At 59.6% G+C, this 25,435-nt stretch carries 23 protein-coding genes and 1 pseudogene; 17 read left to right on the top strand and 7 right to left on the bottom strand.

Annotated elements, in window-relative coordinates; all coding sequences use genetic code 11:
• Positions 1-48: 48 nt before the first annotated feature.
• Positions 49-930 carry a LysR substrate-binding domain-containing protein gene (locus tag BFC21_RS15195; RefSeq protein WP_120266315.1) on the bottom strand — a complete coding sequence of 294 codons (882 nt, stop codon included), beginning with the start codon at positions 928-930 and terminating at the stop codon, positions 49-51.
• 207 nt (positions 931-1,137) lie between these two features.
• On the opposite strand from BFC21_RS15195, the gene BFC21_RS15190 reads away from it, so the two are divergent.
• From BFC21_RS15190 to BFC21_RS15165, 6 genes are all read left to right on the top strand, one after another.
• Positions 1,138-1,902 (top strand): sulfite exporter TauE/SafE family protein, encoded by a 765-nt coding sequence (locus BFC21_RS15190; protein ID WP_088378249.1) that lies wholly within the window; start codon positions 1,138-1,140, stop codon positions 1,900-1,902.
• Between the two features lie 144 nt (positions 1,903-2,046).
• Positions 2,047-2,637, top strand: coding sequence for an NAD(P)H-dependent oxidoreductase (locus BFC21_RS15185; RefSeq protein ID WP_095005149.1), 591 nt, complete (start codon positions 2,047-2,049; stop codon positions 2,635-2,637).
• A gap of 116 nt (positions 2,638-2,753) precedes the next feature.
• On the top strand, positions 2,754-3,656 hold the full coding sequence (locus tag BFC21_RS15180) for a LysR family transcriptional regulator (protein ID WP_095005148.1): 903 nt from the start codon (positions 2,754-2,756) through the stop codon (positions 3,654-3,656).
• Between the two features lie 360 nt (positions 3,657-4,016).
• The gene (locus BFC21_RS15175) at positions 4,017-4,274 is read left to right on the top strand and encodes a DUF3077 domain-containing protein (RefSeq protein WP_120266729.1); all 258 of its coding nucleotides are present in this window, start codon (positions 4,017-4,019) and stop codon (positions 4,272-4,274) included.
• Positions 4,275-4,563: 289 nt separating this feature from the next.
• Positions 4,564-6,231 carry a gamma-glutamyltransferase gene (ggt, locus tag BFC21_RS15170; RefSeq protein WP_088378246.1) on the top strand — a complete coding sequence of 556 codons (1,668 nt, stop codon included), beginning with the start codon at positions 4,564-4,566 and terminating at the stop codon, positions 6,229-6,231.
• A gap of 184 nt (positions 6,232-6,415) precedes the next feature.
• Complete coding sequence (locus tag BFC21_RS15165; protein ID WP_088378245.1) at positions 6,416-7,861, top strand: SulP family inorganic anion transporter; 1,446 nt, start codon at positions 6,416-6,418, stop codon at positions 7,859-7,861.
• Positions 7,862-7,962: 101 nt separating this feature from the next.
• On the opposite strand, the gene BFC21_RS15160 is transcribed toward BFC21_RS15165, so the two are convergent.
• From BFC21_RS15160 to BFC21_RS27830, 3 genes and pseudogenes are all read right to left on the bottom strand, one after another.
• Entirely contained in the window at positions 7,963-8,409 is a 447-nt protein-coding gene (locus tag BFC21_RS15160) for a hypothetical protein (RefSeq protein ID WP_088378244.1), read from the bottom strand.
• A gap of 220 nt (positions 8,410-8,629) precedes the next feature.
• Positions 8,630-9,343 (bottom strand): methyl-accepting chemotaxis protein, encoded by a 714-nt coding sequence (locus tag BFC21_RS27835; RefSeq protein ID WP_369782769.1) that lies wholly within the window; start codon positions 9,341-9,343, stop codon positions 8,630-8,632.
• Between the two features lie 141 nt (positions 9,344-9,484).
• Positions 9,485-10,417 (bottom strand): annotated as a pseudogene (locus BFC21_RS27830) (methyl-accepting chemotaxis protein); the annotation flags it as partial.
• 503 nt (positions 10,418-10,920) lie between these two features.
• Here BFC21_RS27830 and BFC21_RS15150 point away from each other — a divergent pair.
• The gene (locus tag BFC21_RS15150; protein ID WP_177342610.1) at positions 10,921-11,643 is read left to right on the top strand and encodes a histidine phosphatase family protein; all 723 of its coding nucleotides are present in this window, start codon (positions 10,921-10,923) and stop codon (positions 11,641-11,643) included.
• Positions 11,644-11,852: 209 nt separating this feature from the next.
• Here BFC21_RS15150 and BFC21_RS15140 read toward each other — a convergent pair whose 3' ends face one another.
• From BFC21_RS15140 to BFC21_RS15130, 3 genes are all read right to left on the bottom strand, one after another.
• Complete coding sequence (locus BFC21_RS15140; RefSeq protein WP_088378242.1) at positions 11,853-12,359, bottom strand: hypothetical protein; 507 nt, start codon at positions 12,357-12,359, stop codon at positions 11,853-11,855.
• A gap of 86 nt (positions 12,360-12,445) precedes the next feature.
• The gene (locus BFC21_RS15135) at positions 12,446-13,912 is read right to left on the bottom strand and encodes a glycosyltransferase family 39 protein (RefSeq protein WP_120266314.1); all 1,467 of its coding nucleotides are present in this window, start codon (positions 13,910-13,912) and stop codon (positions 12,446-12,448) included.
• Between the two features lie 861 nt (positions 13,913-14,773).
• Positions 14,774-16,069: a carbohydrate porin gene (locus BFC21_RS15130; protein WP_016783523.1), complete on the bottom strand. Its 1,296-nt coding sequence runs from the start codon at positions 16,067-16,069 to the stop codon at positions 14,774-14,776.
• Positions 16,070-16,245: 176 nt separating this feature from the next.
• Here BFC21_RS15130 and BFC21_RS15125 point away from each other — a divergent pair, with 176 nt between their 5' ends.
• The 10 genes from BFC21_RS15125 to BFC21_RS15080 all read left to right on the top strand — a co-directional run bounded on the left by BFC21_RS15125 (position 16,246) and on the right by BFC21_RS15080 (position 25,411).
• Positions 16,246-17,259: an ATP-grasp domain-containing protein gene (locus BFC21_RS15125; protein ID WP_088378240.1), complete on the top strand. Its 1,014-nt coding sequence runs from the start codon at positions 16,246-16,248 to the stop codon at positions 17,257-17,259.
• 93 nt (positions 17,260-17,352) lie between these two features.
• Positions 17,353-18,489 (top strand): phosphoribosyltransferase domain-containing protein, encoded by a 1,137-nt coding sequence (locus tag BFC21_RS15120; RefSeq protein ID WP_088378239.1) that lies wholly within the window; start codon positions 17,353-17,355, stop codon positions 18,487-18,489.
• Entirely contained in the window at positions 18,479-19,237 is a 759-nt protein-coding gene (locus BFC21_RS15115; protein ID WP_120266313.1) for a trehalose phosphatase, read from the top strand. The genes BFC21_RS15120 and BFC21_RS15115 overlap by 11 nt, the downstream gene beginning before the upstream one ends.
• Positions 19,230-20,324: a cysteine protease StiP family protein gene (locus tag BFC21_RS15110; protein ID WP_120266312.1), complete on the top strand. Its 1,095-nt coding sequence runs from the start codon at positions 19,230-19,232 to the stop codon at positions 20,322-20,324. Before BFC21_RS15115 ends, BFC21_RS15110 begins: the two co-directional genes overlap by 8 nt.
• Positions 20,324-21,283 carry an HpcH/HpaI aldolase/citrate lyase family protein gene (locus BFC21_RS15105; protein ID WP_088378236.1) on the top strand — a complete coding sequence of 320 codons (960 nt, stop codon included), beginning with the start codon at positions 20,324-20,326 and terminating at the stop codon, positions 21,281-21,283. The genes BFC21_RS15110 and BFC21_RS15105 overlap by 1 nt, the downstream gene beginning before the upstream one ends.
• Positions 21,280-21,957, top strand: a complete 678-nt coding sequence (locus tag BFC21_RS15100) for an HAD-IB family hydrolase (RefSeq protein ID WP_016783517.1) — start codon at positions 21,280-21,282, stop codon at positions 21,955-21,957. The genes BFC21_RS15105 and BFC21_RS15100 overlap by 4 nt, the downstream gene beginning before the upstream one ends.
• 73 nt (positions 21,958-22,030) lie before the next feature.
• Positions 22,031-22,621: a TerD family protein gene (locus BFC21_RS15095; protein ID WP_088378235.1), complete on the top strand. Its 591-nt coding sequence runs from the start codon at positions 22,031-22,033 to the stop codon at positions 22,619-22,621.
• A complete protein-coding gene (locus tag BFC21_RS15090; RefSeq protein WP_120266311.1) occupies positions 22,618-23,841 on the top strand; it encodes a TerD family protein in 1,224 nt (407 codons plus the stop codon). Before BFC21_RS15095 ends, BFC21_RS15090 begins: the two co-directional genes overlap by 4 nt.
• A gap of 66 nt (positions 23,842-23,907) precedes the next feature.
• Positions 23,908-24,357 carry a tellurite resistance TerB family protein gene (locus tag BFC21_RS15085; RefSeq protein ID WP_088378234.1) on the top strand — a complete coding sequence of 150 codons (450 nt, stop codon included), beginning with the start codon at positions 23,908-23,910 and terminating at the stop codon, positions 24,355-24,357.
• Between the two features lie 7 nt (positions 24,358-24,364).
• On the top strand, positions 24,365-25,411 hold the full coding sequence (locus tag BFC21_RS15080) for a TerC/Alx family metal homeostasis membrane protein (RefSeq protein ID WP_095005135.1): 1,047 nt from the start codon (positions 24,365-24,367) through the stop codon (positions 25,409-25,411).
• The last annotated feature ends 24 nt before the right edge of the window (positions 25,412-25,435 follow it).

Below are 25,435 nucleotides of genomic sequence, written 5' to 3'. Positions count from 1 at the left end.
CTGGGTAAAAACCAAGGCATACAGGCGAAGCGCAAACCGCGACTCTTCCTACAAGCTTAACGCCTCCAGCAAGGCCACCGCATAGGCGGGCAACTGCTCGAATGAGCGGGCACAGAGCAGCAATTTACGATCTGCCCACGGCTCGCTCAAGCTCACCACCTTAAAGGTGCGTGGCGCCTGCCAGCGCTCGATGGTCGCCCGGGGCACAATCCCCAGCCCGGCGCCGCGGGCGACCATGCGCAGCACGGCGTCAAAACCTTCGGCGCGGATACGCACCTGCATGCGAATGCCCACATGCAGCGCCTGCTCTTCCAGATACACCGCCAACGCGCTGCTGGCCGACAGCCCGACATAGTCATGGCTCAGGGTGTCGCTGAACGAGAGGCCGGGCCTGTGGGCCAGCGGGTGATCAAGGGGCATGACCAGCACCAGCGGGTCATCGCGAAACGGCCGGGTTTGCAGCTCGCGAGTGTCGACCGCACTGGAGATCACGCCGATATCGGCTGCATCCAGACGCAACGCATGGGTAATGCGCAGGCTGGTGAGCTCTTGCTGATCGACACTGATAGTGGGGTGCTGGCGCACAAAGTCGGCGAGCAACTCGGGCAGGTATTCGGTGAGGGCGGCAGTGTTGCACAGCAGGCGCACACGGCCTTTGAAGCCTTGGGCGTATTCGCTCAGGTCGTGATTCATCCGCTCGACCTGCTGCAAAAGCAGCCGCGCGTGCTGTGCCAGCGCTTGCCCGGCCGGTGTCGGGCTGACGCCACGACGGCTGCGCTGCAAAAAGGCCACGCCCAGGGACGCTTCCATCGCCCTGATCCGCGCACTGGCGGCGGGCAGCGATAAATGACTGAGGCTGGCACCAGCGGTGATATTGCCCGCCTGCAGCACATTCAAATACAGACGCAGATCTACCAGATCGAAGTGCATGAAAAGTCCTTACCCCTATGGCAGGCGTGTTGTGGGAGCGGGCTTGCTCGCGAGGGTATCGCTGCAGTCATTCAGGTTGAACGAGTCGCCTGAATCGCGAGCAAGCCCGCTCCCACAAGGGGTTTGTATCCAGACTTTCGTTTTGCAAGAGGCAGGCTCTGTGCATGGCGCATTTTCAGGCGCTGGCCCATGCCCCAGCATAGGCCCATGAAAACACTTGTCGAGTTCTATCAAACTATGGGTTGGGCCTTGTCACTGCTGGTGATGATGACCTTTTTGCTGGCGGGTACGGTCAAGGGCGTCATCGGCCTTGGCTTGCCGACCGTCGCAATGGGCATGCTCGGCCTGGCTATTGCACCGGCACAGGCTGCGGCTCTGCTGATTATCCCGTCCATCGTGACCAACGCCTGGCAACTGGCCGCAGGGGGGGAGTTGCGGGCCTTGGTAAAACGCCTGTGGCCCATGCAACTGGGGATTTTTATCGGCACCGCCCTGGGCATGCTCTGGCTCAGTATCGACGGCGGTAGCTGGGTGGTACGAGCGCTGGGCGCGGCCCTGTTGCTCTATGCCCTCAGCGGGTTGTTCCTGCCCACCCTGCGCGTAGCCCCGCAGCGCGAACCCTGGCTGGGCCCGGTGTGCGGCGTAATCACCGGGGTCATTACCTCGGCCACCGGCGTGTTCGTGATCCCCGCAGTGCCGTATCTGCAAGCGTTGGGCCTGAGCAAAAACCAGTTGGTGCAGGCCTTGGGATTGTCCTTCAGCGTCTCCACATTGGCCCTTGCCGCCGGGCTTTACTGGCGCGGCAGCCTGGGCGGCGGTGAGCTCAATGCCTCATTGCTGGCACTGGTGCCCGCCATGCTCGGCATGTGGCTGGGGCAATGGTTGCGTCAGCGCATCAGTGCCTTGCTGTTTAAACGGGTGTTTTTTATCGGCATGGCGCTGCTGGGTACTCACTTGTTAATCAACAATTGATAATGGATTCGTGCTGGAGCGGCAAAGGTGATTTGACCCACTACGGGTTTTTCTCATGCGAGGGCATCGATATTCTGCCGACATGTTTTTTAACCCCCCCATGTCGCTCAACAGCGCTGAGGGTTTAACCCCTGGAGGCTGATGATGAAAAAAATACTTTTGCTTAACGGTGCGAAAAAATTCGCCCACTCCGATGGTCGCTACAACCTGACCATGCACGACACTGCGCTGGCGTTTTTTGATCGTCAGGGCTTTGAAGTCAAAGTGACCCATATCGATGAAGGCTACGATATCGCCGAGGAAGTCGAAAAATTCCTTTGGGCTGACGTGGTCATTTACCAAATGCCGGGCTGGTGGATGGGGGCGCCGTGGATTGTTAAAAAGTACATGGACGAAGTGTTCACCGCAGGTCACGGCAAGCTCTACGCCAGCGACGGCCGCACCCGCTCCGACGCCTCGCAGCGCTACGGCAGCGGCGGCCTGATCCAGGGCAAGCAGTACATGCTGTCGCTGACCTGGAACGCACCGCAGCAAGCGTTCGACGACCCGGCCGACTTCTTTGAAGGCAAGGGTGTGGACGCGGTGTACTTCCCGTTCCACAAGGCCAACCAGTTCCTTGGCATGACCGGCCTGCCGACCTTCCTGTGTGTTGACGTGATGAAGCGCCCGCAACCGGAAGTTGACGCTGCACGTTACGAGCAGCACCTGGCCGAGGTGTTTGGCCTCAAGGCATAAGCGCCGCCGGGGTGGGAGCGGGCTTGCTGGCGATGCAGGCAACGCGGTTGTCCTGACGACTCGCGGTGATACCATCGCGAGCAAGCCCGCTCCCACACGTAGATAAGGTCGACCGCGTGAAAGCCAGATCCGATGAGCTGCAAATTTTTGTTTCGGTCATCGAGTGCGGCTCGATTTCCGCCGCCGCCGAACAGGCCGGGCAAACCCCTTCGGCCGTGAGCCGCACGCTGTCACGGCTCGAAGCCAAGCTCGAAACCACGCTGATCAATCGCACCACCCGGCGCATGGACCTGACCGAAGAGGGCAAGTTCTTCTTCGAGCGCGCCAAGCAGATCCTTGAGCAGATGGACGAGCTCGAAGAGCGCCTCATCTCCCATCAGCGCACTCCTTCCGGGCGCTTGCGCATTAATGCCGCGGCGCCATTCGTGCTGCACGCCATCGTGCCGTACATCCCTGAATTTCGCGCGCTGTACCCCGAGATTCAGCTGGAACTCAACAGCAACGACCTGATTATCGACCTGCTGGAGCAAAGTACCGACATTGCCATCCGCATTGGCACCCTGGCCGACTCCACCCTGCATGCCCGCTCCCTGGGGTGCAGCCCGCTGAATATCCTTGCCAGCCCGGACTACATTGCCGCCCACGGCATGCCCACAAATGTTGCGGATTTGGCCCACCACACCCTGATCGGTTTTACCCAGAACGATGGCCTCAACCAGTGGCCGCTGCGGTATGCCCAGGGCGACCGCTGGCCCATCCAGCCGGCCATCAGTGCCTCCAGTGGCGAAACCGTGCGCCATCTGGCGTTGCAAGGGCAGGGCATCGCTTGCCTGTCGCATTTCATGACCCACGAAGACATCGCCGCCGGGCGCCTGCAGGTGGTGCTGGGTGAGTTCAACAGCGGCTATCGCCAGCCGATCCACGCCGTGTATTACCGCAACTCGCAGCTGGCGCTGCGCATCCAGTGCTTTCTGGACTTTATCCAGGCCAAGCTGGCGGGGTATGCCATCTGCGACTAGCGCTAACCCACAGGGTTTGCGTGAAGTTCCTACATATAAAGCAACGTCTGCACCTGCTGCGTCGCTTTCTATTGAGGGACGATTCCTAGAGAATCCTGACCGTCTTGTGGCTCTCGATCAGCGTGGATAGTCTTGCCGGGTCGCTGATTTCAGTGACCGGTTTTGACAGACCGCTGAGGGTTATTAAGACGGGCGTCATCAACATTTCTTCATGTTATGGCGGCTGTGTGCGGGGCACTTTCGAGTGCACCGGGTCTTGATAACTCTCCTCGGTCTGTCAACCCGCACGCAGCTGCCACCCTTACCGATTGACAGCGGGACAGAGGCAGTTCTTTCAGCTTGTTTTTGAGAGTTATGGCCATGAAAAAAATTGTCCCCGATCCACCGCTGTTCACCACCGCCCATCAGGGCACTTCGTTATTCAGCATCAACCCCGGCGTGCCGATGCACGAGGCGCTCAAACATGCCTCGCTGCTGCTCAAGGGCGCGGAACTGACCGCCGACGATATCCATTCCCACCTCAGCGGCTATGAAGCGGAGCAGTTGTGGTGCGTGATTCACGGTGTCGAAATGGCCCGTGGTCTGGTGGATGCACTGCTCACCGAAGCGCACACATAACGCCCTCTGTAGCAGCTGCCGTAGGAACGAGGCTGCGTCCGGCTGCGAAGCAGTCGTAGAACCCTGCAACCCGGTGTTTCAGGCATACCGCGTTTGCCGGAATTGCGACTGCTGCGCAGCCGGACGCAGCCTCGTTCCTACGGCAGCTGCTACGAGTCCCGTTTCGGCGCAGAACCGTGCTGTCCTCAAGCTTGTGTGTCATTGCGCACTTTTACGTTTGTTGTTTGAAAATGTTGCCGAATTCAGACAAGGTTTGGCCACAGTTGATAACAATAAAAGGATGTATCGAATGCGCATTGTGTGGTTCAAAACCCTGGCCCTGACGGCGGCTATCGTTGCCAGTTCTTCGGCGTATGCCATCACCCTGGACGGCGGCGCAGTCGCCGCACCCGATCAATACGGCGCCGAAGTGGCTGCGCAAATTCTGAAAAAAGGCGGCAACGCGGTCGACGCCGCAGTCGCCACCGCCTTTACGCTGGCCGTGACCTATCCCGAAGCCGGCAATATCGGCGGTGGCGGGTTTATGACGATGTATATCGACGGCAAACCCTACTTCCTCGACTATCGCGAAACGGCCCCCAAAGCCGCCAGCCGCGATATGTACCTGGACGACAAGGGCGAAATCATCGAGAACTTGAGCCTGGTCGGCTCCCGCGCTGCGGGTGTGCCGGGCACGGTGATGGGCCTGTGGGAGGCGCACCAGCGCTTTGGCAAATTGCCCTGGGCCGAACTGATCACCCCGGCCGTGGGCTACGCGAAAAACGGCTTCACGGTGGCCGACCAGCAATTCCAGTACCGCGAAGATGCGCTGGCGCTGTTCAAGGGCACCACCAATTTCGGTGACTACTTTGGCAGCATGAAACCCGGACAAACCTTCAAGCAGCCAGAGCTGGCCGAGACCCTGGAGCGCATTGCCGACCAAGGGGCCAAGGAGTTCTACCACGGCAAGACCGCCGATCTGCTGGTCGCGCAAATGCAGGCAGACAAAGGCCTGATCACCAAGCAAGACCTTAACGACTACAAGGTCAGCTGGCGTGAGCCGATGCGCGTCGATTTCCGTGGCAACACGTTGTACACCGCGCCGCTGCCAAGTTCGGGCGGTATTGCGTTGGCGCAGTTGATCGGTATCAAGGAAGACCGCGCCGCGGACTTCAAGGGCGTTGAACTGAACTCTGCGCCGTACATCCACCTGTTGGCCGAAATCGAAAAGCGTGTGTTCGCCGACCGTGCCGACTACCTGGGTGACCCGGCTTTCGGCAAGATGCCCGTGGCGGAACTGACCGACCCGGCCTATATCGCCAAGCGTGCGAAAGAGGTCAACCCTAAGGCGATTTCGGCGACTGCCAATGTCAAGCCGGGCCTGGAACCGCATCAGACCACGCACTTCTCCATCGTCGACAAACAGGGTAATGCAGTCAGTAACACCTACACCCTGAACTGGGATTACGGCAGCGGTGTTGTGGTTAAGGGCGCGGGCTTTTTGCTGAACGATGAAATGGACGACTTCAGCTCCAAGCCTGGCGTAGCCAACGCTTTTGGTGTGGTGGGTGGCAATGCCAACGCCATTGAACCGGGCAAGCGCATGCTGTCGTCCATGAGCCCAAGCCTGGTGACCCGCGATGGTCAGGTCACGCTGGTACTGGGTACACCGGGCGGCTCGCGGATCTTCACCTCGATTTTCCAGGTGCTAAACAATATCTATGACTACGACCTACCACTGGAAAAAGCCGTGGCCGCGCAGCGTGTGCATCACCAGTTGTTGCCGAAGGATACGATTTACTTCGACGCTTATGCACCGCTGACCGGCAAGGTGGCGGATGAGCTCAAAGCGATGGGTTACACCCTGGAGGATCAGGGCTGGAACATGGGGGATATCCAGGCTATCCGGGTTCAGGGCACCGCGCTTGAAACCGCCTCCGACCCGCGTGGCCGTGGTGTGGGCAGGGTGGTGAAGTAGTAAACCCGATTCGTTGTGGGAGCGGGCTCGCTCGCGATTCAGGCTGCGCGGTTTGTCAGGCAAACCAAGGCAATGCCATCGCGAGCAAGCCCGCTCCCACAAGTGTTTTATAACGTCTGCAATTTGTTACCATCTGTTGCTTGTTACGCCCTCCGTTTTCCCCGTCCCGAATTTTAGGTAAACCATGAAACTCTCACGTCTGCGCGCTGATGTCCTGGCCGGGCTCACGACGTCTTTTGCCCTGTTGCCCGAGTGCATCGCGTTCGCGCTGGTTGCCCATCTCAACCCGCTGATGGGACTGTATGGCGCCTTTATTATTTGCACGCTTACCGCGCTGTTTGGCGGGCGGCCGGGCATGGTCTCCGGTGCCGCCGGGTCGATGGCGGTGGTGATCGTCGCGCTGGTGGTGCAACACGGTGTGCAGTACCTGCTGGCCACGGTGTTGCTAAGCGGGCTGATCATGCTGGCGTTCGGCCTGCTCAAACTGGGCAAGCTGGTGCGCATGGTGCCGCACCCGGTGATGCTGGGGTTCGTCAACGGCCTGGCAATCGTGATTGCCCTGGCGCAACTGGATCACTTCAAGGACGGCGACACCTGGCTCAGCGGCATGGCGCTGTACATGATGATCGGGCTGGTGGCCGCAACGATGGCCATTGTCTACCTGCTGCCGCGCCTGACCCGCGCCGCGCCGCCTGCGCTGGTGGCCATTCTGGGCGTTGGGTTGGCGGTGTACCTGCTGGGCCTGCCGACCCGTACCCTGGGCGATATGGCGCACATCGCGGGCGGTTTGCCGAGCTTCAACCTGCCGCAGATTCCCTGGACGCTTGAGACCCTGGGCATCATCGCGCCCTATGCCGTGGTGATGGCAGTGGTCGGCTTGCTGGAAACCCTGCTGACCCTCAACCTGACCGACGAAATCACCGAAAGCCGTGGCTACCCCGACCGCGAGTGTGTGGCTCTGGGCGCAGCCAATATGGTCTCGGGGGCATTCGGCGGCATGGGCGGTTGCGCGATGATCGGCCAGACCGTAGTCAACCTCAGTTCCGGCGGCCGCGGGCGGTTGTCCGGGGTGACCGCCGGGGTGATGATCCTGCTGTTTGTGTTGTTCCTGTCGCCGTTTATCGAGCGCATTCCGCTGGCGGCGCTGGTGGGGGTGATGTTTGTGGTGTCACAGCAGACCTTCGCCTGGGCCTCGTTGCGAGTCCTCAACAAAGTGCCGCTCAACGATGTGCTGGTGATTATTGCGGTGACGGTGATTACCGTGTTTACCGACCTGGCAGTGGCAGTGATGTGTGGAGTGATTATCGCCGCGCTCAACTTCGCCTGGCAGCAGGGGCGTCAGATGTACGCTGATACGGACCTGCAAAGTGACGGCAGCAAACTTTACCGTGTTCACGGCACGCTGTTTTTTGCCTCGACCACGGCGTTTCTCAAGCAGTTCGACCCGGCCAATGACCCGGCGCAGGTGACCCTCGATTGTCGGCATTTGAACTTTGTTGATTATTCGGCCATTGCGGCTCTCGATACGCTGCGCGAGCGCTATCGCAAAGCGGGCAAACATCTGCGGGTGTTGCACCTGTCCGAGCGCAGTAAAAAGTTGCTCAAGCGTGCTCGCGTACATCACGAGTAATGGGGATAGGCTGTGGCAAATTAAGTAAAACTTTTAGTTGTTGGATCAGGAATATAAGCGGGTACATAGCCAGTATGTGACCCGCTGACGACTGCAGATGATTAAAACGCGGCGATCATTTCTTTAGTAAAGCACCGTGGGTCGGAGCCTTTACGGTCAAAAACGAACTCGATTTCAACTGCACCCAAGCGAGGCTCGGTAATGCTCTGTGCAATACGTATTTTGCGTTTGACGCCATCCTGTTGCAGGTTTTTGTTGGTTTTATCCCAATCAGTATTCTGGTTTGTAGACGAACCCCAAATGCGCATGTTCAGGTTAGCTTCGCTTCGCGATGCAGAACTGCTTGGGCTGTTGATTTTATAATCGGTTGCGAAGACACTCAGCAAGTTGCCATTTCTGACCGCTGTTATGTAAGCGGTACCCGTGAATCCACTTGCCGAGCAACTGAGTGTGTAGTCTTTGCTGGTTTCCGCGAACGATGCTGACGCCGCCAATAAAAGTGTGGCGGCAAGACCAGCCTTGGTTGCGATTTTTTGTTCAAATACCATAATAGTGGGTCCTGTCGATGTTTAGGCCCGGTGAGTTTAAATACGGTATTTAATATGTAGCGAGAATGATTTTTACATTTGTGTGTGGGATTTTTTTTGCAAGCGTGTAGCTGTGTTGAACTTGTTGCGGCTCAAGCTTCCATCATTCTTGTGCTCTGATATCTGACCTGGTTTTTTAAAGTGGGGTTCAACCGTTGAGCATGAGTTGAACCCTTGATAATTAAACTTTGAAGTGACTGACCATCTCTTGCAGCTGGTTGCCCAGGCGCGCCAGTTCAACACTGGACTTGGCCGTCTCGTCGCTTGCCGCTGCGGTTTGTTCGGAAACGTCGCGCACGTTGACGATGCTGCGGCTGATCTCTTCGGCCACTGCGCTCTGTTGCTCGGCGGCAGCGGCAATTTGCTGGTTCATCGACTGAATATTCGACACCGTGCGGGTGATGCCCTGCAAGGACGTGCCTGCGTGGCGGGTCAGGGTCACGCTGCTGTCGGTCAGGGTGCGGCTGTTGTGCATCACGCTGGCCACATGCTGGGTACCGCTTTGCAGGGCGGCTACCAGGGTCTGGATTTCTTCGGTGGATTTTTGCGTGCGCTGGGCCAGGCCGCGCACTTCATCGGCCACCACGGCAAAGCCGCGCCCGGCGTCACCGGCACGCGCCGCTTCGATCGCAGCGTTGAGCGCCAGCAGGTTGGTTTGCTCGGCCACGGCCTTGATCACGTCCATCACGCTGCCGATCTTGTCGCTTTCCTGTTGCAGCACGGCCATTGCTTCGGTCGAACGGCCCACTTCCACAGCGAGGCGCTCGATCTGGTCAATCGCCTGGTTGACCACGGTGTCGCCTTCGCGGGCTTCGTTGTCTGCGGCCGCAGCGGCTTGCGAGGCTTGCTCGGCATTGCGCGCCACTTCCTGCACGGTGGCGGTCATTTCGTGCATGGCGGTGGCCACCTGATCAGTCTCGATCTTCTGGCTGTTGACCCCGGCGCTGGTTTGCTCGGTCACCGCGGACAGCTCTTCGGCGGCACTGGCGATCTGGCTGACGCCATCGCGGATACCGCTGATCAATTCGCGCAGGGTCGTGCCCATGCGGGCAATGCCTTGTTGCAGCACGCCCAGTTCGTCGCGACGGGTAACGCGCAGGTTCTGGGTCAGGTCTCCACTGGCGATGCGATCAACCACGGCCAAGGTTTCACGCAGGGGCACGGTGATCTGGCGGGTGATGATTACGGCTGCGGTGATGCCAAACAACAGCACCAGCAAGGTAGTGATCAGTTGCATGCTGTTGGCCGCGGCGCTTTCGATATCGCGGCGCTCCAGCTGGATTTTGTACAGCTCATCGCTGCGGCTAAGGATGCTGGTGCCGTAGTCGGTCATGTCCTTGCGCATGGCAATGATGGTGTTGTCGGTGCTGGTGTAAAGCTCAAGGGCTTCCTGGTACTGATCCATGGTTTTGGTCAGGGTGCGCAGGGTGTCGCCGGCATTGGCGGCAAAGTGCGAACTCAGGCGGTCAAGGCTGGCAATGGCGGCGTCCAGTTGCTGGCGGGCGGCCTTTTCCGTGGCCGGGTTGGGTGCGGCAATGTAGGCGCGCACCTGGTAGCGCGAGAGCAGGAACTGCTCACGGACTTCTGACACGGTCTGGAACATGGCAAAGCGGTTTTCATCACCTGCGGGCAATTGCAGGGCACGGTTGAGCAAGGTTGCGATGGCGTCCTGGGCCTGGGCGGCATTGCGGTCCATGTTAGCCCGCGATACGGCGGACTCGACATACGCCTTGCGCATGGTCACCAGCGCGCGCTCGTAGCGGCCGATGATTTCTTGCTGCTCCTTGAGCAGCTTGAGGTTTTCCGGGCTCTGGAAGGTGGCAATCAGCTGGCTTTGCTGCGCAGAAAACGCATCAATGCTGGCTTGTACATTCTGTGCGGCAGTTTCGTCGCCATCGGTCAGCATGTATTGCAAACGCGTAACCCGCAGGTTGGTAAACGCGGTGTTTAAACGGGTGATGTCGCTCATCCAGTTACTGCGATCAATCATCTTGTCCAGACTGATCCAGTTGCAGACGGCCATTACGCAGGTAAGGGCCAGTACCAGGCCAAAGCCCAGGGACAGTTTCAGGTTGACGCTGATATTGCTCAGCCATTTATTCATAGAGTTCTCCAGGAACGCTGCACGCATGATCTAAGTTCGCTGGAGGGAATTATTTTTTTTGACCCAGCCGAGTGTTGTGTTGGAGGGGTATCGGCTGCATCTGCCAGAGCTGAAACGTTTTGTTTTGCGCCAGTTCACATAACCGCCTATCCATTCAGATGGCGGCTGGCAATCTGACTTTTACGCTTTTTTTCACATCCGTTTCACCTGCCTCTGACCTCCTTTTTTCTAGGCTATGTTCAGCTAATAGAGACCTGCTTTATGCAAGTCTGTTTGCTGCTACCGGGGCGCGAAGCGACCCGTTGTCATATTCGCGTTATAGGGTGGCGCCAGTGTTTTCACTGACTGCCGCAGAGGGCATAAGCATCGTGACGTTGAGCCTTGATCTGACCGGAATTAACCGTGCGTTGTTGCGCCGTGGCCTGGTCCGTTACAGAAATGCACTGGTGGTGATCGTGGCCAGTGTGCTGGCCATTGTGTTGGCGCTGGCGCTGCTGGCACCTGCCGCCGCACCTGATCTGGCGCAGCCCAGCCATGCCGATCGCGTATTGCAGCTCACCGACAGCTGGGCCAAGGGCGATGTAATTGCAGTGGTACGCCACGGCGAGCGTTGCGACCGCTCTTCGGCACAGTGCCTGGGGCCGGCGGACGGTGTGACGGTACGCGGCGAAGCGACGGTTCAGGCGCTGGGTGCCGACTTCAACCAGTTGGGGCTCAAGAACGCCGATATCTACAGCAGCCTGCTGACCCGCGCCCGGCAAACCGCCGATGCCATGTTCGTGCACCCGGTGGAGGCGCAGGACTGGCTGTTCAACTGCCGGGGCACCATGTTGCGTGATGCCCTCAAGCATAAAGTGCCGGGCCACAACCTGATCCTGGTGAGCCACAGCGAATGCATGGACCAACTGTTGATGGACATGCACCTGTCCACCAGCACCACGTTTGGCTATGGCGCTTCATTGTTTATCAAAACCAATGGCGCGAACGGCGATCCGCAGATGCTGGGCTATATCGAGCCCAAGGACTGGAAGAGCATCGTTCCGGTGGTGAGCACCAGCAGCCGTCACGGGTATGAAGCCTCGCAATTCTGAGGCCCTTTGGCGCAAGACTTGAAGCCCGGCCCTGAGCCGCAATGCTGTTCAAGTGTGGGAGCGGGCTTGCTCGCGATGGTCTTCAGAGCACCGCATTTACTCAGTAAATACGCGTCATCGTTTACGACCATCGCGAGCAAGCCCGCTCCCACAGAGACAGAAATCGCCTAAGTGAACAAAACTGCGGCCCTGAGCCGGGCTTTTTCATGTCAGGTGCGGTTCAGCAGGCGGTTCCAGTTTTGCTCGTCGGGCAAAGGCAGGTCGCTGAGTTCGCGGGCCACCACGTTTTCAATGTCGTTGGCGCTGAGCACTTTTTCGTCGAGCCACGGCCAGGTTGCATCCGCATCGCGAAAGTTGAGCTGGTTGTTCAATTGCTGGCAGGCAAGGGCGAGCAGATGCATCAGCGTCCACAGGCTGGTGATGTAAGGCTTTTGCTGGGCCGGGATGCGATTGAGCAGGGCAGTCACGTCAGCCAGGTTGGCACCTGGCGTCAGATTGCTGTGCAGGTTCCAGACGATGGCGCCGTTGTTCGATACATCCTGATTGGCCAGCGCCGGGTCGGTGCTGACTTCTATATTGACCTTTACGCGCTGTTGCTCAAGCTGATCGATCAGGTAATTGGCCAGATCGGATTTGCGCAGGAAAGCGCTGGCCGTGTTGTAGGCCAGATTTGCGTCGTAGTCGCTCAGGGTCTTGCTGGAAATGCTGATGGTCATGGCAGGCTCCTTGGCTGTGAATCGTCCAAGGAGCGTAGCCAATGCAGCGTGATCGGCCACGGCATCTGCGATTGTGTTGCCCGGGATCAAGTTTGGGGCGGCGGCGTGGCCTGGCTGACAAAATAGAAGTGGTGGCGGCCGACGCTGATTTCTTCCAGCACCTGCAAGGCCATGCCCGGTATCTCGGGTTTTTCCACCAGGGCGACATGCTCGGGCGATGCGCTGAGAAACGCCTGCAACTGGGCCGTTGAATCAAGGGTGTGTTGCAACTGCTGGCTGTAGAACACCACGGCGCCCAGGCGTTCATCTGGCCGCAGCAGTGCCACCTGCTTACCGTTGGCCTGCAGGCTCATGACCCGGGCGGCCAGGGGTTGGAAGGACTCTTCCTTGTCGGCCAACGGGGCCCGATGGGCCGCCAGCAGGTAGGCGCCCACCAGAATGGCCAGTAGCGCGATGGCAAGGGGGCGATGGTTGTCGCTGAGGAATTTGGCCACTGGCGAACCTGCGCTTTTTTTGTACAGCCAGTCCAGCACCACCCGCGCGTACTCGGCCGCAATCACCGCGGCGGCGGGTGCCATCGACATCATGTACACCGCACGCTTGCTGGAGGCGAGGTTGAGCAGCACAAATTGCGCCACCAGCCATACACTGAAAAACAGCAGGAAGGGGTTGGCGCGCAGCTGTTTGCGAAAGTGCCACAGGCCCAGGTAAGTCAGCAGGTTCCACGGCAGAAAGGCTTCGGGCAGTTTTCGCAGGTAGTAGTAAAAGGGTTCGTAATGCCCGGCTTCGACAAAGGAGCCGCTAAACCGCCCCACGCTGTTGGTCAGCAGCAACTCGCTGACCGCCTGCATACCGCCGCGCTGATACAACAGGCACAGCCAGATCATCAGCGGGATCAGCCCCACCAGCGTCAACAGTGCGGGGCGTAGCCAGTTGCGCAGTACGAAGCGTTTATCGATCAGGCTTTCGCTCAGCAGAAAAACAAAGATCACCACGCCCGGCAATGCCAGGCCCAGTACGCCTTTGCTCAGGGTGGCAATGGCGATGCCGAAGGCGAACAGCAGCCAGCTGCCCCGGGCCAGGCCGGGCTGGCGACTGGCGTGGTAGAACGCCAACAGGGCCATCGTCACGCCCAGGGTCAGCAGGGAGTCTTCGCCCACCTGGCGTGCGTTGCCCCAAAAAATGCCCATGGTTGCCAGCATCGCCGCGGCTGTCCAGGCCAGCGCCGTGGGGCGCCCGAGTTTGCGCAGCATGGCGTAGAGCAACATCACGCAAAACAAACCGGCAAATGCAGACGCCAGACGCACGGCGAACAGCTCGGCGCCGAACACGCGAATGGCGCCGGCGTCCAGCCACAGGCTCAGGGGAGGTTTTTCCAGAAAGGGTTGGTTGAGCAGATTGGGCGTGACCCAATCGTCGCTGACATGCATCTGCATGGCGATGCCCGCCACCCGGGACTCGGTCGAGCCTTGCAGTTGGTGATTGCCCAGCGCGAAAAACAGCAACACGCAAGTGAGCAGTAATAACAGCAGAGCAGGACGAGTCAGGCGCATTGGGCTACCAGGCAGCAATCGAATGGAATAGTGCGCTGGAGTATAGGAGGGCAATCCTTAACATATTGTGAAAGCTGGCAGCCAAACTCCCACAATGGATCCTGCATGCCGCTGCTTGATGTGGCACCGCACGACCTGTGGGAGCTGGCTTGCCTGCGATGCAGTCCGTTCAGGTAAACCGCGTCGGCATCATCGCGGGCAAGCCCGCTCCCACAATGGACCCTGCATGCCGCTGCTTGATGTGGCGCCGCACGACCTGTGGGAGCTGGCTTGCCTGCGATGCAGTCCGTTCAGGTAGACCGCATCGGCATCATCGCGGGCAAGCCCGCTCCCACAATGGACCCTGCATGCCGCTGCTTGATGTGGCGCCGCAGGACCTGTGGGAGCTGGCTTGCCTGCGATGCAGGCGACGCAGTCCGTTCAGGTAAACCGCGTCGGCATCATCGCGAGCAAGCCCGCTCCCACAATGGATCCTGCATGCCGCTGCTTGATGTGGCACCGCACGACCTGTGGGAGCTGGCTTGCCTGCGATGCAGTCCGTTCAGGTAAACCGCGTCGGCATCATCGCGAGCAAGCCCGCTCCCACAATGGACCCTGCATGCCGCTGCTTGATGTGGCACCGCACGACCTGTGGGAGCTGGCTTGCCTGCGATGCAGGCGACGCAGTCCGTTCAGGTAGACCGCGTCGGCATCATCGCGAGCAAGCCCGCTCCCACAATGGACCCTGCATGCCGCTGCTTGATGTGGCACCGCTCGACCTGTGGGAGCTGGCTTGCCTGCGATGCAGACGACGCAGTCCGTTCAGGTAAACCGCGTAGATACCCTCGCGAGCAAGCCCGCTCCCACAGAAAGTCCAAGCCCTTAGAACGTGGCTTTGACCTGCAAGCCCGCCACCAGCGCATTGCTGCGCTTGGCACCGTAGAAAGCCCCAGGCTCGATAATGTACTGCAGGTCCGGACGCAGCAGCAGCCACGGCGTGACTTGCGCTCCGTAGTTCAGTTCCAGCAACTGCTCGCCGCTGTCCAGGCTGGCGATCATGTCCGCCTGCTCGGGGCTGCTGGCTGCTGCCTCCTGGACATCACGCGAACGCGAGTTGAACACCGCGCGGCCATAGGCAAAGGCGATGCTGTCCTTGGGACGGCTGGCAAACGGCTTTTGCTTGACCAGGCCCACCGAGTACCAGTGGCGCATCGGCGAGGTGGCGGCATTGCTGCTGGACGCCTGGCCAAAGGCGCGCAATACGCTTTCGGGGTCTTGCTCGTCACGCCAGATGGCCTGGTCGACCAGCACATAGGCACCGGTGCGGTTATTGGCTTTTTGCGTGCTGCCAATCTTGCGAGTGTTGGAGGTGTCGTAGTACCAACCCACTTTATATTGGCCATTAAGCCAGGCGTTGTTGGTGAAGATCGCCTCCAGCGGCATGATCGCCCCCGTGGTGCCTTTGGTGGTCATGCTGAACGCTTCGGAAGAGCGGCTGTTGTACTCGGGGTTGACCTGGAACAGCGCCGTTTGCAAGGTCAGGGCCGGGCTGACGGTGTAACGCAATTCTGCACCCCAGTGGCCGGTGGGGTAGTTGGTCCAGCCACTGCCATTGGACTGGGTCAGCGGGTGCGCGCAAAAACCGGCGTTAACGAAGCTGGTCAACAACGGCATGCCGCCGAACTCGTTGCCCATCGGCATAAAGCCCAGCTTGGTGGTCAGGTCTTCGGAAAACAGCGTGCGCTGGTAGCTGAACTCAGACAGGCGGGTGTAGTTGCCGCCAGCGTTTTCCTGGATCGGCAGGCGGTTGCCTACGAGGTCTTCGGAAGCGCTGTGGCCGCGACGGTCATTGACGGTGACTTGCACCAGGCCAGCATCGGCGCTGCCGAGTATTTTACTCAGGTCGAACTGGGCACCGATGCGCACTTGCTGCGAATACCGGGTGCCGTGCTTGATGCCGCCATGCAGGTTGGAGAAGGTTTCGGAGTTGTAATCACCGGTCAGCTTGATGCCTTTGTCGGCCAGCTTCTGGCGTTCGCCGCCCCAGTCGCCGGTCAGGGTCGAACGGTTCATCAGGTTGTCGGTGGTGTCGGCCAGTACGCAGGCAGGCGTCAGGGCCAGCAATGACAAGCCGCCGCACAGGCTGGTGTTCAGCAGGGCGCGGGAAGAGAAAAACATCTACAGAAGCTCCTTTACATGAAGTGTCGGCGACAGGGCGCGACACGATGCCGCACATTATGAACTAATTAGTTAATTAATTTCATATTTGGTTACACGACCTCCACAGAATGACTAAGGGCGCCTGTAGTCCCCATCCGCTAGACTCCCGCGTTTATCCGTCTCAAAGGATGTTCATGATCTGGTTTCTTGAAGGGCAATCGAGCCAACGCGACGTGATTGCTGGTGCCCGGGCGGCGCTACCGGAGTCGGTGCGGATTTTCGCCTCGCACCGACAAAGTCGCCCCGAAATTACCGGGTTGGCGGATATCGCCTGGCGTGAACCGCAAGACAACCAGGAGCGTATCGGCTGGGTGATCGAGCAGGCCCGTGCCCAACAGATCAAGGTGGTGCTGGCCGGGCGTGTGGGCCAGGTCTATGAAGCGCACCGCGCCGAGTTCGAAGCGGCCGGGCTGCAACTGGTCACCGGCGCGCTGGACCTGGACACCTTTGAGCGGGTTGACGACAAGTCGGCGTTCACTCGCGAAGCGCTGGCGGCCGGGCTGGCGTGCATCCCGGCAATAACCGTGAGCACCCGTGCCGAACTGCAGGCGGCTTACGCGCAACTGGCCCGTGACGGCCAGGTCTGTGTCAAACCCACTCGCGGCATCTACGGCCAGGGCTTCTGGCGGCTGGCCGATAACGTCGACCCGTTCCGCAGTTTTGCCAATGCCGACGCCCATGAGGTCAATGCCGACGTATTTGCCCAGGCCTACGGCCAGTCGGATGCGCCCAAGCCGTTGCTGGTCATGCCTTATATGCCCGGCAGCGAATGCTCGGTGGACATGGTCTGCGAAGCGGGCGAGGTCGTGGCCTGGGTCGGGCGGCGCAAGCAGGGCCTGATGCAGACGTTCGAGCGCGATGGCGCCGCCGTCGAGCTGGCGATCAAGGCCGCACGGCACTTCAAGTGCGACGGCATCGTCAATGTACAAACCCGTGATGATGCCGAGGGTCAGCCGCACCTGCTGGAAATCAACCTGCGTTACTCCGGCGGCATCGGCTACACCCGTGAAGCCGGGGTCAACCTGCCGGGGATTTTTGCCACTCGCCGCCTCGGCCTGCCAGTGCCTCCGAGCCTCTGGCGCGAAGGTGTACAGGTCAAGGCAATCACCGTGGTTGTGCCGGTTCGCGGCGATTCGCTCCTGGGGTGATTTGACGTTTTCGGTAACTATTTATCGCTTGTTTAAAGTGATCGTCTCGCCGATTGTCCCCCACTTTTTATGTATTTCAGGTAGTAAAAGTTGATGAATAACACTAACCCCATGACCGGTCCCAAGGTTTTGCATGCAAACCTCAAGCGCGGTCGTCTGGAGGTAGAGGTCAATGCATCGACCTTTGCTGCGCAGGCACTTTTCGATTTTGCCGAGCGTCGCAATCCCAAGCGGGCCTTTCTGTTTGTTTCGCGTGTACTGGGCCGGCATATTCCGGCTCGGCCCTCATTAATGGCACAAAGCTTCAATGCCCTTGCCGGCAAGATTCCTGCTGACCTGCCCGGCCCGGTACTGGTGATCGGCATGGCCGAAACCGCCGTGGGCCTGGGCGCCGGGGTACACCGTGCCTTGAGCCAGACCCGCAATGACTGCGTGTACCTGTGCAGCAGCCGTCACCCTACGGGCAGCGCCTTGTTTGCCCGCTTTGAAGAAGAGCACAGCCACGCCAGCTCGCATTTGCTGCACCTGCCGCAAGACGCGGCAACCCGCGACATGATGCTCAACGCCCGTTCGCTGGTGCTGGTGGACGATGAGGCATCCACCGGCAATACCTTTATCAACCTGTCCCGGGCGCTGGCCGAGGCGGGGCTCGATTCGATCGAGCGCATCGTCACGGCTACCCTGACCGACTGGTCCGGGGACGCCGTGCGTACCGCTATGGGCGATCACGTCAGCAGCGTGGCGTTACTCGAAGGTCGCTACACGTTCGCCGAAGATTTGACCGCAGAGCTGCCAGATATGCCCGAAGTGGGCAGTGTTGCCCAAGGCGACTGGGCGCTGGACGCGAGCCGCGACTGGGGCCGCATGGGCGTTCGCGAACACCTCGACACGCTGGCGCCGGGCCTGCAGGTCGCTGCCGGTGAACGGGTTCTGGTAATCGGTACCAGCGAATTCGTCTGGCGTCCGTTTTTGTTGGCCGAGCGCCTTGAACGGGCCGGTGCCGATGTTCACTTCAGCTCTACCAGCCGTTCGCCGATTGCCCTGGGCCATGCCATCGATCATGCGTTGTCGTTCTCGGACAACTACGGCCTGGGCATCCCCAACTTTCTTTACAACGTCGCCCCCGGCCAGTTTGACCGGGTGCTGATCTGCAGCGAAACCCCGGCGGCTGCCGTCGACCCGGCGCTGGTCAGCGCATTGAATGCGCAGGTAATCGTTGATGAACAGTAATCGCCCCCTGGTGTTCGTTGATCTGGACGACACCCTGTTTCAAACCGCCCGCAAAATGGGCGATGAACCGCGCTTTGTCGCCACCCTGGATGTGGACGGCCAACCCAACGGCTTTATGAGCGCGACGCAAAAGAGCTTTGTGGAATGGCTACTGGCTACAAGTGACGTGGTCCCCGTGACTGCGCGCAGCATCGAAGCGTATCAGCGCGTGCAGTTGCCGTTTGTGCACGGCGCGGTCTGTGCCCACGGCGGGGTGATTCTCAACCCGGACGGCTCGCTGGACCCTGTCTGGCATGCCCGCATGTGCGACGAGCTGGCGCCGGAGCAAACCCGCCTGCATCAGTTGAGCGAGCAAACCCTGGCCATTGGCGCCGAACTGGGCTTCTCATTGCGTGGCTGGGTGGTTGAAGAGCAGGGCCTGGCCAATTACGTGGTCACCAAGCACAACAACGAAACCGACCAGGCGCTGCTCACCGTGCTGGCCGAAGTCAAGGCGCGGGGCTTGCTCGACGGCCTGTATGTGCATGGCAATGGCAATAATCTGGCATTCCTGCCCATCACCTTGCAAAAGCGTGAAGCGGTACGTGAGTGGATCCGTCGCGACCAGGCGATCAACGGCAAACGCCCGCTGCTGGGCTTTGGCGACAGCGTGTCGGACCTGGGTTTTATGGCCGAATGCGACTGGTGGGGCACGCCCAAACGTGGTCAGTTGGCCGCGCATGTGCTGGCGAGCGTCGATCATGAATAATGCCTTCGCCGGGCTGCAGACCGTCGGCAGTGGCAGCTATGCCGCCGATGACGTGCACTTTTTACTGCGTGCCATGCAGATTGAAGTCACCGACGTGCAGGAAAAAGAGCGCCTGATCCAGACCCAACAGCGCCATTACTCTGAAATGATCAGCCAAGAGCATGCGCCGTCCGACACCCATAAAAACCTCTATCAGTTGGCGCTGGCCCAGAACGGTGCCCGTATGGCGGGCGATGTGCAGGCGCTGGCCCAGGCCTTGAATGAGCGCTACAACGGCCCCTCGATTGCGCTGGTGTCGTTTGTACGCGCGGGTTTGCCGTTGGGTGTGCTGCTGCGCCGGGCATTGCTCGATTTGGGGCGCGAGGCTGCGCACTACGGCATCAGCATTATTCGTGACCGTGGAATCGACAATGTTGCGCTCGAAGCTATCATCAAGGCCCACGGTGCGGAAAATATCGTGTTTGTCGATGGCTGGACCGGCAAGGGCGCGATCAGCGGCCAGATCCGCGACAGCCTGGCAGGGGATTCGCGTTTCCCGGCCGACCCGCGCCTGGTAGTGCTGGCCGACCCTTGTGGCCGGGCCTGGCTGGCCGCCTCGGCAGAAGACTGGCTTATCCCGTCGGGCATCCTGGGGGCGACGGTTTCCGGGCTGGTTTCGCGTTCCATCTGGCCACAAGACCCGGGCCTGCATGGGTGCGTGGTGTATGACCATTTGGCGGAACACGACGTGACCATGAGTTTTATCCACAGCATCGAAACCGAGCGGGCACAGCTTGCCCCGCTGGCCGCTGCACAACCCTGGACCGCGGAGCAGGCCGCAGCCTTGCAACACTCGGCGGTAGCCGCGGTCGAACGTATCTCGACGCGGTTTGCGGTGACCAACCCTAACCGGGTCAAACCGGGCATCGCCGAGGCCACCCGCGCCGTGATGCGCCGGGTGCCGGACCATGTATTGGTGCGCAACCTTGACGATCAGGACGTGCAACTGCTGTTGCACCTGACGCGCCAGGCCAATATCGAGGTCCAGGAAGTGGGTGATGAACTGGGGCCGTATCGCGCCGTGACCGTAATCAGGAGTGTTCGCTGATGATCAAGCACTCAGCCTATGCCTTGGGCGCCACACTCTATATGCCGGCCACTCGTCCCGACATCCTGGAGGTGGTGCTGGGCGAAAAGATCCAGGGTTTGCGCTCGCTGGTGGTGTGCCTGGAAGACGCCGTGGCCGAAACCGACGTGCAGCAAGGGCTGAACAACCTGAAAAACCTGCTGCTGGGCATCGAGGCGCGTGGCGGTCGCCCATCCAGCGGGCCTATCCTGTTTGTGCGGCCACGGGATGCCGCGATGGCCGCCGTGCTCAATGACTGGTCGTTGATGCGTCACGTCGACGGTTTTGTCGTGCCCAAGCTCAGCCTGGGCAATATCCGCGAGTGGCAGCAGGCGGTCACCCGCGAAGACTTGATGCTGATGCCCACCCTGGAAACCGCAGACGTTTTTATCCCCAACGCGATGGTTGAGCTGCGCAGCGCCATGCTGGAGCAACTGCCAGGGCGTATTATTGCCCTGCGCATTGGCGGTAACGACTTGATGGGCTGCCTCGGTTTGCGTCGGCCTCACGCGATGACCCTGTACAGCACGCCCATGAGCTATGTGATTCCCATGTTGTGCGGGATCATGGGCTCGGCAGGTTTTGCCCTGACTGCGCCGGTGTTCGAGCAGCTCAATGCACCGCACTTGATGGAGCAAGAGCTGGCGCTGGACATGGCCCACGGGCTGGTGGGCAAAACCGCGATCCACCCGTCGCAAATTGCAGTTATCCACAGGGCGCTGCAAGTCAGTCTTGAAGATCTCAACAGCGCACGCCACATATTGAATGAGGCGGCGCCTGCGGTGTTCAAGTTCAACGACGCCATGTGCGAGCCTGCGACCCATTACAAATGGGCGCAAACAATTATTGAACGGGCACATTGGCAAGGGGTACGCCCTGAAGTTGCCAGCCCGTCGGACACTTTTGGAGGCAGCCTGCGATTGGCTGAATTAGTGGGTTGAACGACGTTTTGAAGACAACGGACAAAGGCAATAAGCAGGTACTGGCTGCGTTCGATTTTGATGGCACGCTGACCTATCACGACAGCTTTGTGCCGTTTTTGCGCTTTGCCTTTGGCAACCGCCTGTTTGCCATGCGCCTGCTGCGGATGATCCCGGCCACGGCGTGCTACCTGCTGGGCAGGATTTCTCGCAATGATTTGAAAGAGAAACTGATCGCGGTGTACCTCACCGGCACCCGGGAGGCCTGGGTAAAGGAACGTGCAGAAGCATTTTGTGACGTTTCCTGGCAGCGCCTGATGCGGCCTTTGGGCTTAACATCCGTCGCCAACCAGATTGAGCAGGGCGCCAGCGTGACAATTTGCTCGGCGTCCCCCGAACTGGTGCTCGCGCCTTTTGCCAAAAAACTCGGTATCGGCCTGATCGGTACACGGCTGGCCTCGGTCGATGGCGTGCTCACCGGCGATATCGACGGCATCAACTGTCGTTGTGAACAAAAAGTCATCCGGCTGGAGGCGCAATACGGGCCTCTGGACCAATACGAGCTGCGTGCCTGGGGTGACACCCGGGGCGATGAACAAATGCTCGGGGCCGCTCAAGAGCCACATTGGCGTGAATTTCACGCACTGTGGCGGCGCAAGCGGCCACTTGACGTGTGCTTGCGCGAGGAGCTGTAAGCAAGGCGTAAGCAAAGCATGTCAATAATCACTTATTACCTATCGTGCTTCAGTGCAGACAAGGAGACGCTTCATGGCCATTTCGCTGTCCAAGAATCAAACCATCTCTCTCGAGAAAGAAGCGGGGACCGGTCTCAAGAAAATCCGCATGGGCCTGGGCTGGGACCCGGTCAAGCCCAGCGGTTTTTTCGCCAAGCTGCTGAGCAGTGATGCCGCTATCGACCTGGATGCCTCCTGCATCCTGCTCGACAGTGCCAAACAACCGCTGGACCTGGTGTGGTTTCGCCAGCTCACGTCCAACGACGGCTCCATCGTTCACTCCGGCGACAACCGCACAGGGGAGGGCGATGGCGACGACGAGTCAATCCTGGTCAACCTGGAACAGCTGCCGGCGGGGGTCAAGCACCTGGTGTTTACCGTCAACTCGTTTACCGGGCAAAACTTCGAAGCAGTAGAAAACGCCTACTGCCGTATCGTTGATGAGCTGACCGGCAAGGAGCTGGCGCGCTTCAACTTGTCGGAAAAGGGCCGTCACACCGGTGTGGTCATGGCGTACATCAGCCGCACATCGGCAGGCTGGGACCTGACCGCTATCGGCACCGTGGCCAATGGCCGTACCGCCCAGGACCTGGCCACTGATGCGGCCCAGGCGGTGCGCGCATGACGACCCTGACTCCTGGCGCCAATACGGGCGTTGCCGGTTCCAGCCTGAGCGTCACCGTCAGCTACACCCCGGTAGCGGGGGCAGACCTGGATGTGTCGGCGTTCCTGCTCAACGACTCGGGCAAGGTGCGCGGCGACAACGACATGTGCTTCTTCGGCCAGCAGAGCGTCAACAATGGTGCGGTCAAGCTGGTGGAATCGGCTGCCGGTCGCAGCGTGTTCAGTGTCAACCTGGACGCCATTGACCCGGCCATCGAAAAAGTCGCCCTGACCGCGACCATCTACGAGAACAAGGCCCGCTTCGATGCTTTCCCGCAACTGACTGTCACCGTGAGTGGCGGTATTGACGCGCCGATCCCGACCCAGGGCATGCAGGAAACCGCGTTGATCCTCGGCGAGTTCTATCGTCGCCAGGGGGCGTGGAAGTTCCGTTGCGTGGCCCAGGGCTTTGCCGGGGGCCTGGCGCCTCTGGCCGAGCACTTCGGGGTGGATATTGCTGCACCTGCACCTGCACCTGCACCTGCAGCCGCGCCGACACCTGCTCCTGCTCCTGCGGCCCCTGCACCCGCCTCCAGGATCAACCTGTCGAAGATCACCCTCGACAAGCAGCGCCCGTCCATCAGCCTTGAGAAAAAGGACGGTGATTTCGGCGAGATCAAGATCAACCTGAACTGGAATCGCAGCAACCCGAATGACAGTGGCGCCGGTGGTGCTGGCGGCTTTTTCGCAACCCTGCGCAACAAGGCCACCGGCAAGTCGGGCGGCATCGACCTGGACGTGGGTTGCCTGTACGAAATGGAAAACGGCCGTAAAGGCGCGGTCCAGGCCCTGGGCAATGCCTTCGGTGATTTCCGTGACGAGCCGTTTATCCAGTTGATGGGCGACGACCGCACCGGCTCCGTGAGCGACGGCGAGTGGCTGCGTATCAATGGCAAGGAGTGGCGCAAGATGCGTCGCGTGCTGGTCTACGCGTTTATCTACGAAGGCGCCCCGAACTGGCAGGCGACCGACGGTGTCATCACCTTGTATATCCCCGGCGAGCCGCCGATTGAAGTGCGCCTGAGCGAAGAGGGCGGGACCAAGGGCATGTGCGCCATCGCCTTGCTTGAAAACATCGGTGGCAGCGTGAAGGTCAACCGTCGGGTCGAATTCTTCAAGGGCCATTCCGACATGGATAAAGCGTTCGGCTGGGGCATGCGCTGGGCTGCCGGTTCCAAATGAGCGCTGTGTAAGTGGCCGCCTGATGAAACAGGCGCCGTACCTGCAATTACTGACAAGGTGACTCCAATGCTCGAATGGCTCAAAACCAACGCTACCGCCGCCCGTGACAAGCTGTCGACGGAAGTCAGCAAGTTCAAGAACCGTGAATTCATGGAAGCCGTGGTTTCCGGGTGCGCACTGGTGGCCGCTGCCGATGGCAACATCAGCAGCGACGAAAAACAGAAGATGGTCGGGTTTATTCAAAACTCGAACGAGCTGAAGGTCTTTGACGTCAAGGACGTGATCAAGGCCTTTAACGCTGTGTGCGAAAAATTTGAGTTTGACCAGCAGATCGGTCGCGCTGAAGCGCTGAAATCGATCGGTCAGCTCCGTAAAAAAGAAGATGCCGCCCGCCTGCTGGTGCGTGTTTGCTGCGCAATCGGAAGCGCCGACGGCAACTTTGATGAAAGTGAGCGGGCTGCTTGCCGCACCATCTGTAATGAGCTGGGGCTGAACCCTGGCGATTTTGATCTCTGAGGACATCATGGAAAACACGGCAATTGGCTTTCCGCCAACTACCATCGCTGTATTTGTGGCTCTGGCGGTCATTGCTCTGGCAATCGACCTGTTTACCCACAAAAGCGATAAACCGGTCTCCCTGGCCAACGCGGCCATCTGGTCGGTGTTCTGGGTACTGATCTCCCTCGCATTTGCGGGTTACCTGTATTACGCCCACGGCCCAAGCGTGGCCAGCCTGTTCGTGACCGGTTACGCGCTGGAAAAAGTCCTCAGCGTCGACAACCTGTTCGTGTTCATGGCGATCTTTGCCTGGTTCAAGATCCCGGACGCGTTGCGTCACCGGGTTCTGTACTGGGGCATCATCGGCGCCATCGTGTTCCGCCTGATTTTCGTGGCGATCGGTACTGGCCTGCTGGCGTTTGGCCCTTGGGTCGAAGTGCTGTTTGCCGTGGTCGTGGCCTGGACGGCAGTGATGATGCTGCGCAGCAAGGAAGAGGATGAGGAGGAGGATTACTCCAAGCACATCGCCTACCGTTTTGCGAAAAAACTGTTCCCGGTCTGGCCGAAGTTGCACGGGCATAATTTCTTTGTTTCACGCAAAGAGCTTGAAAAAGAGATCACGAAGCCGCAGAACAAGGGAATGACCCTTGTAGGCAAGGGCGCTCTTTTTGCGACCCCACTGTTTTTGTGTGTGGTGGTAGTTGAGGTTTCAGACATTCTGTTTGCCTTTGACTCTGTACCGGCCGTGATTGCCGTGAGCCGTGAACCCTTGATCGTGTACTCGGCCATGATGTTCGCCATTCTCGGCCTGCGGACCATGTACTTCGTTCTCGAAGCGCTGAAACGCTACCTGGTGCACCTCGAGAAAGCGGTTATCGCGTTGTTGTTCTTTATTGCCGGCAAGCTGGCCCTGAACGCAACCGATCACCTGTTTGGCCATGGTTATGAAATTGATCCAAACACCAGTTTGATCGTGGTGTTGGTGGTACTGGCCATTGGTATCGTGGCCAGCATCATCTTTCCCGGTAAAGATGAAGAGCAATCCGACGTTAACAACGACACGAACGCTTGATCGCACATTACTAAGGAGAATTAC

Origin of the sequence: Pseudomonas sp. TMW 2.1634 (genome assembly GCF_001703595.1) — a bacterium.
In the GTDB taxonomy this organism is placed as follows: Bacteria; Pseudomonadota; Gammaproteobacteria; order Pseudomonadales; family Pseudomonadaceae; genus Aquipseudomonas; species Aquipseudomonas fragi.
This window is presented reverse-complemented; position numbering and strand designations above follow the sequence as displayed.

What these genes read in the sequence shown, in the direction of transcription:
- BFC21_RS15195 (WP_120266315.1), bottom strand. Translation starts at nt 930, where the DNA reads ATGCACTTCGATCTGGTAGATCTGCGTCTGTATTTGAATGTGCTGCAG.
- BFC21_RS15190 (WP_088378249.1), top strand. Translation starts at nt 1,138, where the DNA reads ATGAAAACACTTGTCGAGTTCTATCAAACTATGGGTTGGGCCTTGTCA.
- BFC21_RS15185 (WP_095005149.1), top strand. Translation starts at nt 2,047, where the DNA reads ATGAAAAAAATACTTTTGCTTAACGGTGCGAAAAAATTCGCCCACTCC.
- BFC21_RS15175 (WP_120266729.1), top strand. Translation starts at nt 4,017, where the DNA reads ATGAAAAAAATTGTCCCCGATCCACCGCTGTTCACCACCGCCCATCAG.
- ggt (WP_088378246.1), top strand. Translation starts at nt 4,564, where the DNA reads ATGCGCATTGTGTGGTTCAAAACCCTGGCCCTGACGGCGGCTATCGTT.
- BFC21_RS15165 (WP_088378245.1), top strand. Translation starts at nt 6,416, where the DNA reads ATGAAACTCTCACGTCTGCGCGCTGATGTCCTGGCCGGGCTCACGACG.
- BFC21_RS15160 (WP_088378244.1), bottom strand. Translation starts at nt 8,409, where the DNA reads ATGGTATTTGAACAAAAAATCGCAACCAAGGCTGGTCTTGCCGCCACA.
- BFC21_RS27835 (WP_369782769.1), bottom strand. Translation starts at nt 9,343, where the DNA reads ATGCACGAAATGACCGCCACCGTGCAGGAAGTGGCGCGCAATGCCGAG.
- BFC21_RS15140 (WP_088378242.1), bottom strand. Translation starts at nt 12,359, where the DNA reads ATGACCATCAGCATTTCCAGCAAGACCCTGAGCGACTACGACGCAAAT.
- BFC21_RS15135 (WP_120266314.1), bottom strand. Translation starts at nt 13,912, where the DNA reads ATGCGCCTGACTCGTCCTGCTCTGCTGTTATTACTGCTCACTTGCGTG.
- BFC21_RS15130 (WP_016783523.1), bottom strand. Translation starts at nt 16,069, where the DNA reads ATGTTTTTCTCTTCCCGCGCCCTGCTGAACACCAGCCTGTGCGGCGGC.
- BFC21_RS15125 (WP_088378240.1), top strand. Translation starts at nt 16,246, where the DNA reads ATGATCTGGTTTCTTGAAGGGCAATCGAGCCAACGCGACGTGATTGCT.
- BFC21_RS15120 (WP_088378239.1), top strand. Translation starts at nt 17,353, where the DNA reads ATGAATAACACTAACCCCATGACCGGTCCCAAGGTTTTGCATGCAAAC.
- BFC21_RS15115 (WP_120266313.1), top strand. Translation starts at nt 18,479, where the DNA reads ATGAACAGTAATCGCCCCCTGGTGTTCGTTGATCTGGACGACACCCTG.
- BFC21_RS15110 (WP_120266312.1), top strand. Translation starts at nt 19,230, where the DNA reads ATGAATAATGCCTTCGCCGGGCTGCAGACCGTCGGCAGTGGCAGCTAT.
- BFC21_RS15105 (WP_088378236.1), top strand. Translation starts at nt 20,324, where the DNA reads ATGATCAAGCACTCAGCCTATGCCTTGGGCGCCACACTCTATATGCCG.
- BFC21_RS15095 (WP_088378235.1), top strand. Translation starts at nt 22,031, where the DNA reads ATGGCCATTTCGCTGTCCAAGAATCAAACCATCTCTCTCGAGAAAGAA.
- BFC21_RS15090 (WP_120266311.1), top strand. Translation starts at nt 22,618, where the DNA reads ATGACGACCCTGACTCCTGGCGCCAATACGGGCGTTGCCGGTTCCAGC.
- BFC21_RS15085 (WP_088378234.1), top strand. Translation starts at nt 23,908, where the DNA reads ATGCTCGAATGGCTCAAAACCAACGCTACCGCCGCCCGTGACAAGCTG.
- BFC21_RS15080 (WP_095005135.1), top strand. Translation starts at nt 24,365, where the DNA reads ATGGAAAACACGGCAATTGGCTTTCCGCCAACTACCATCGCTGTATTT.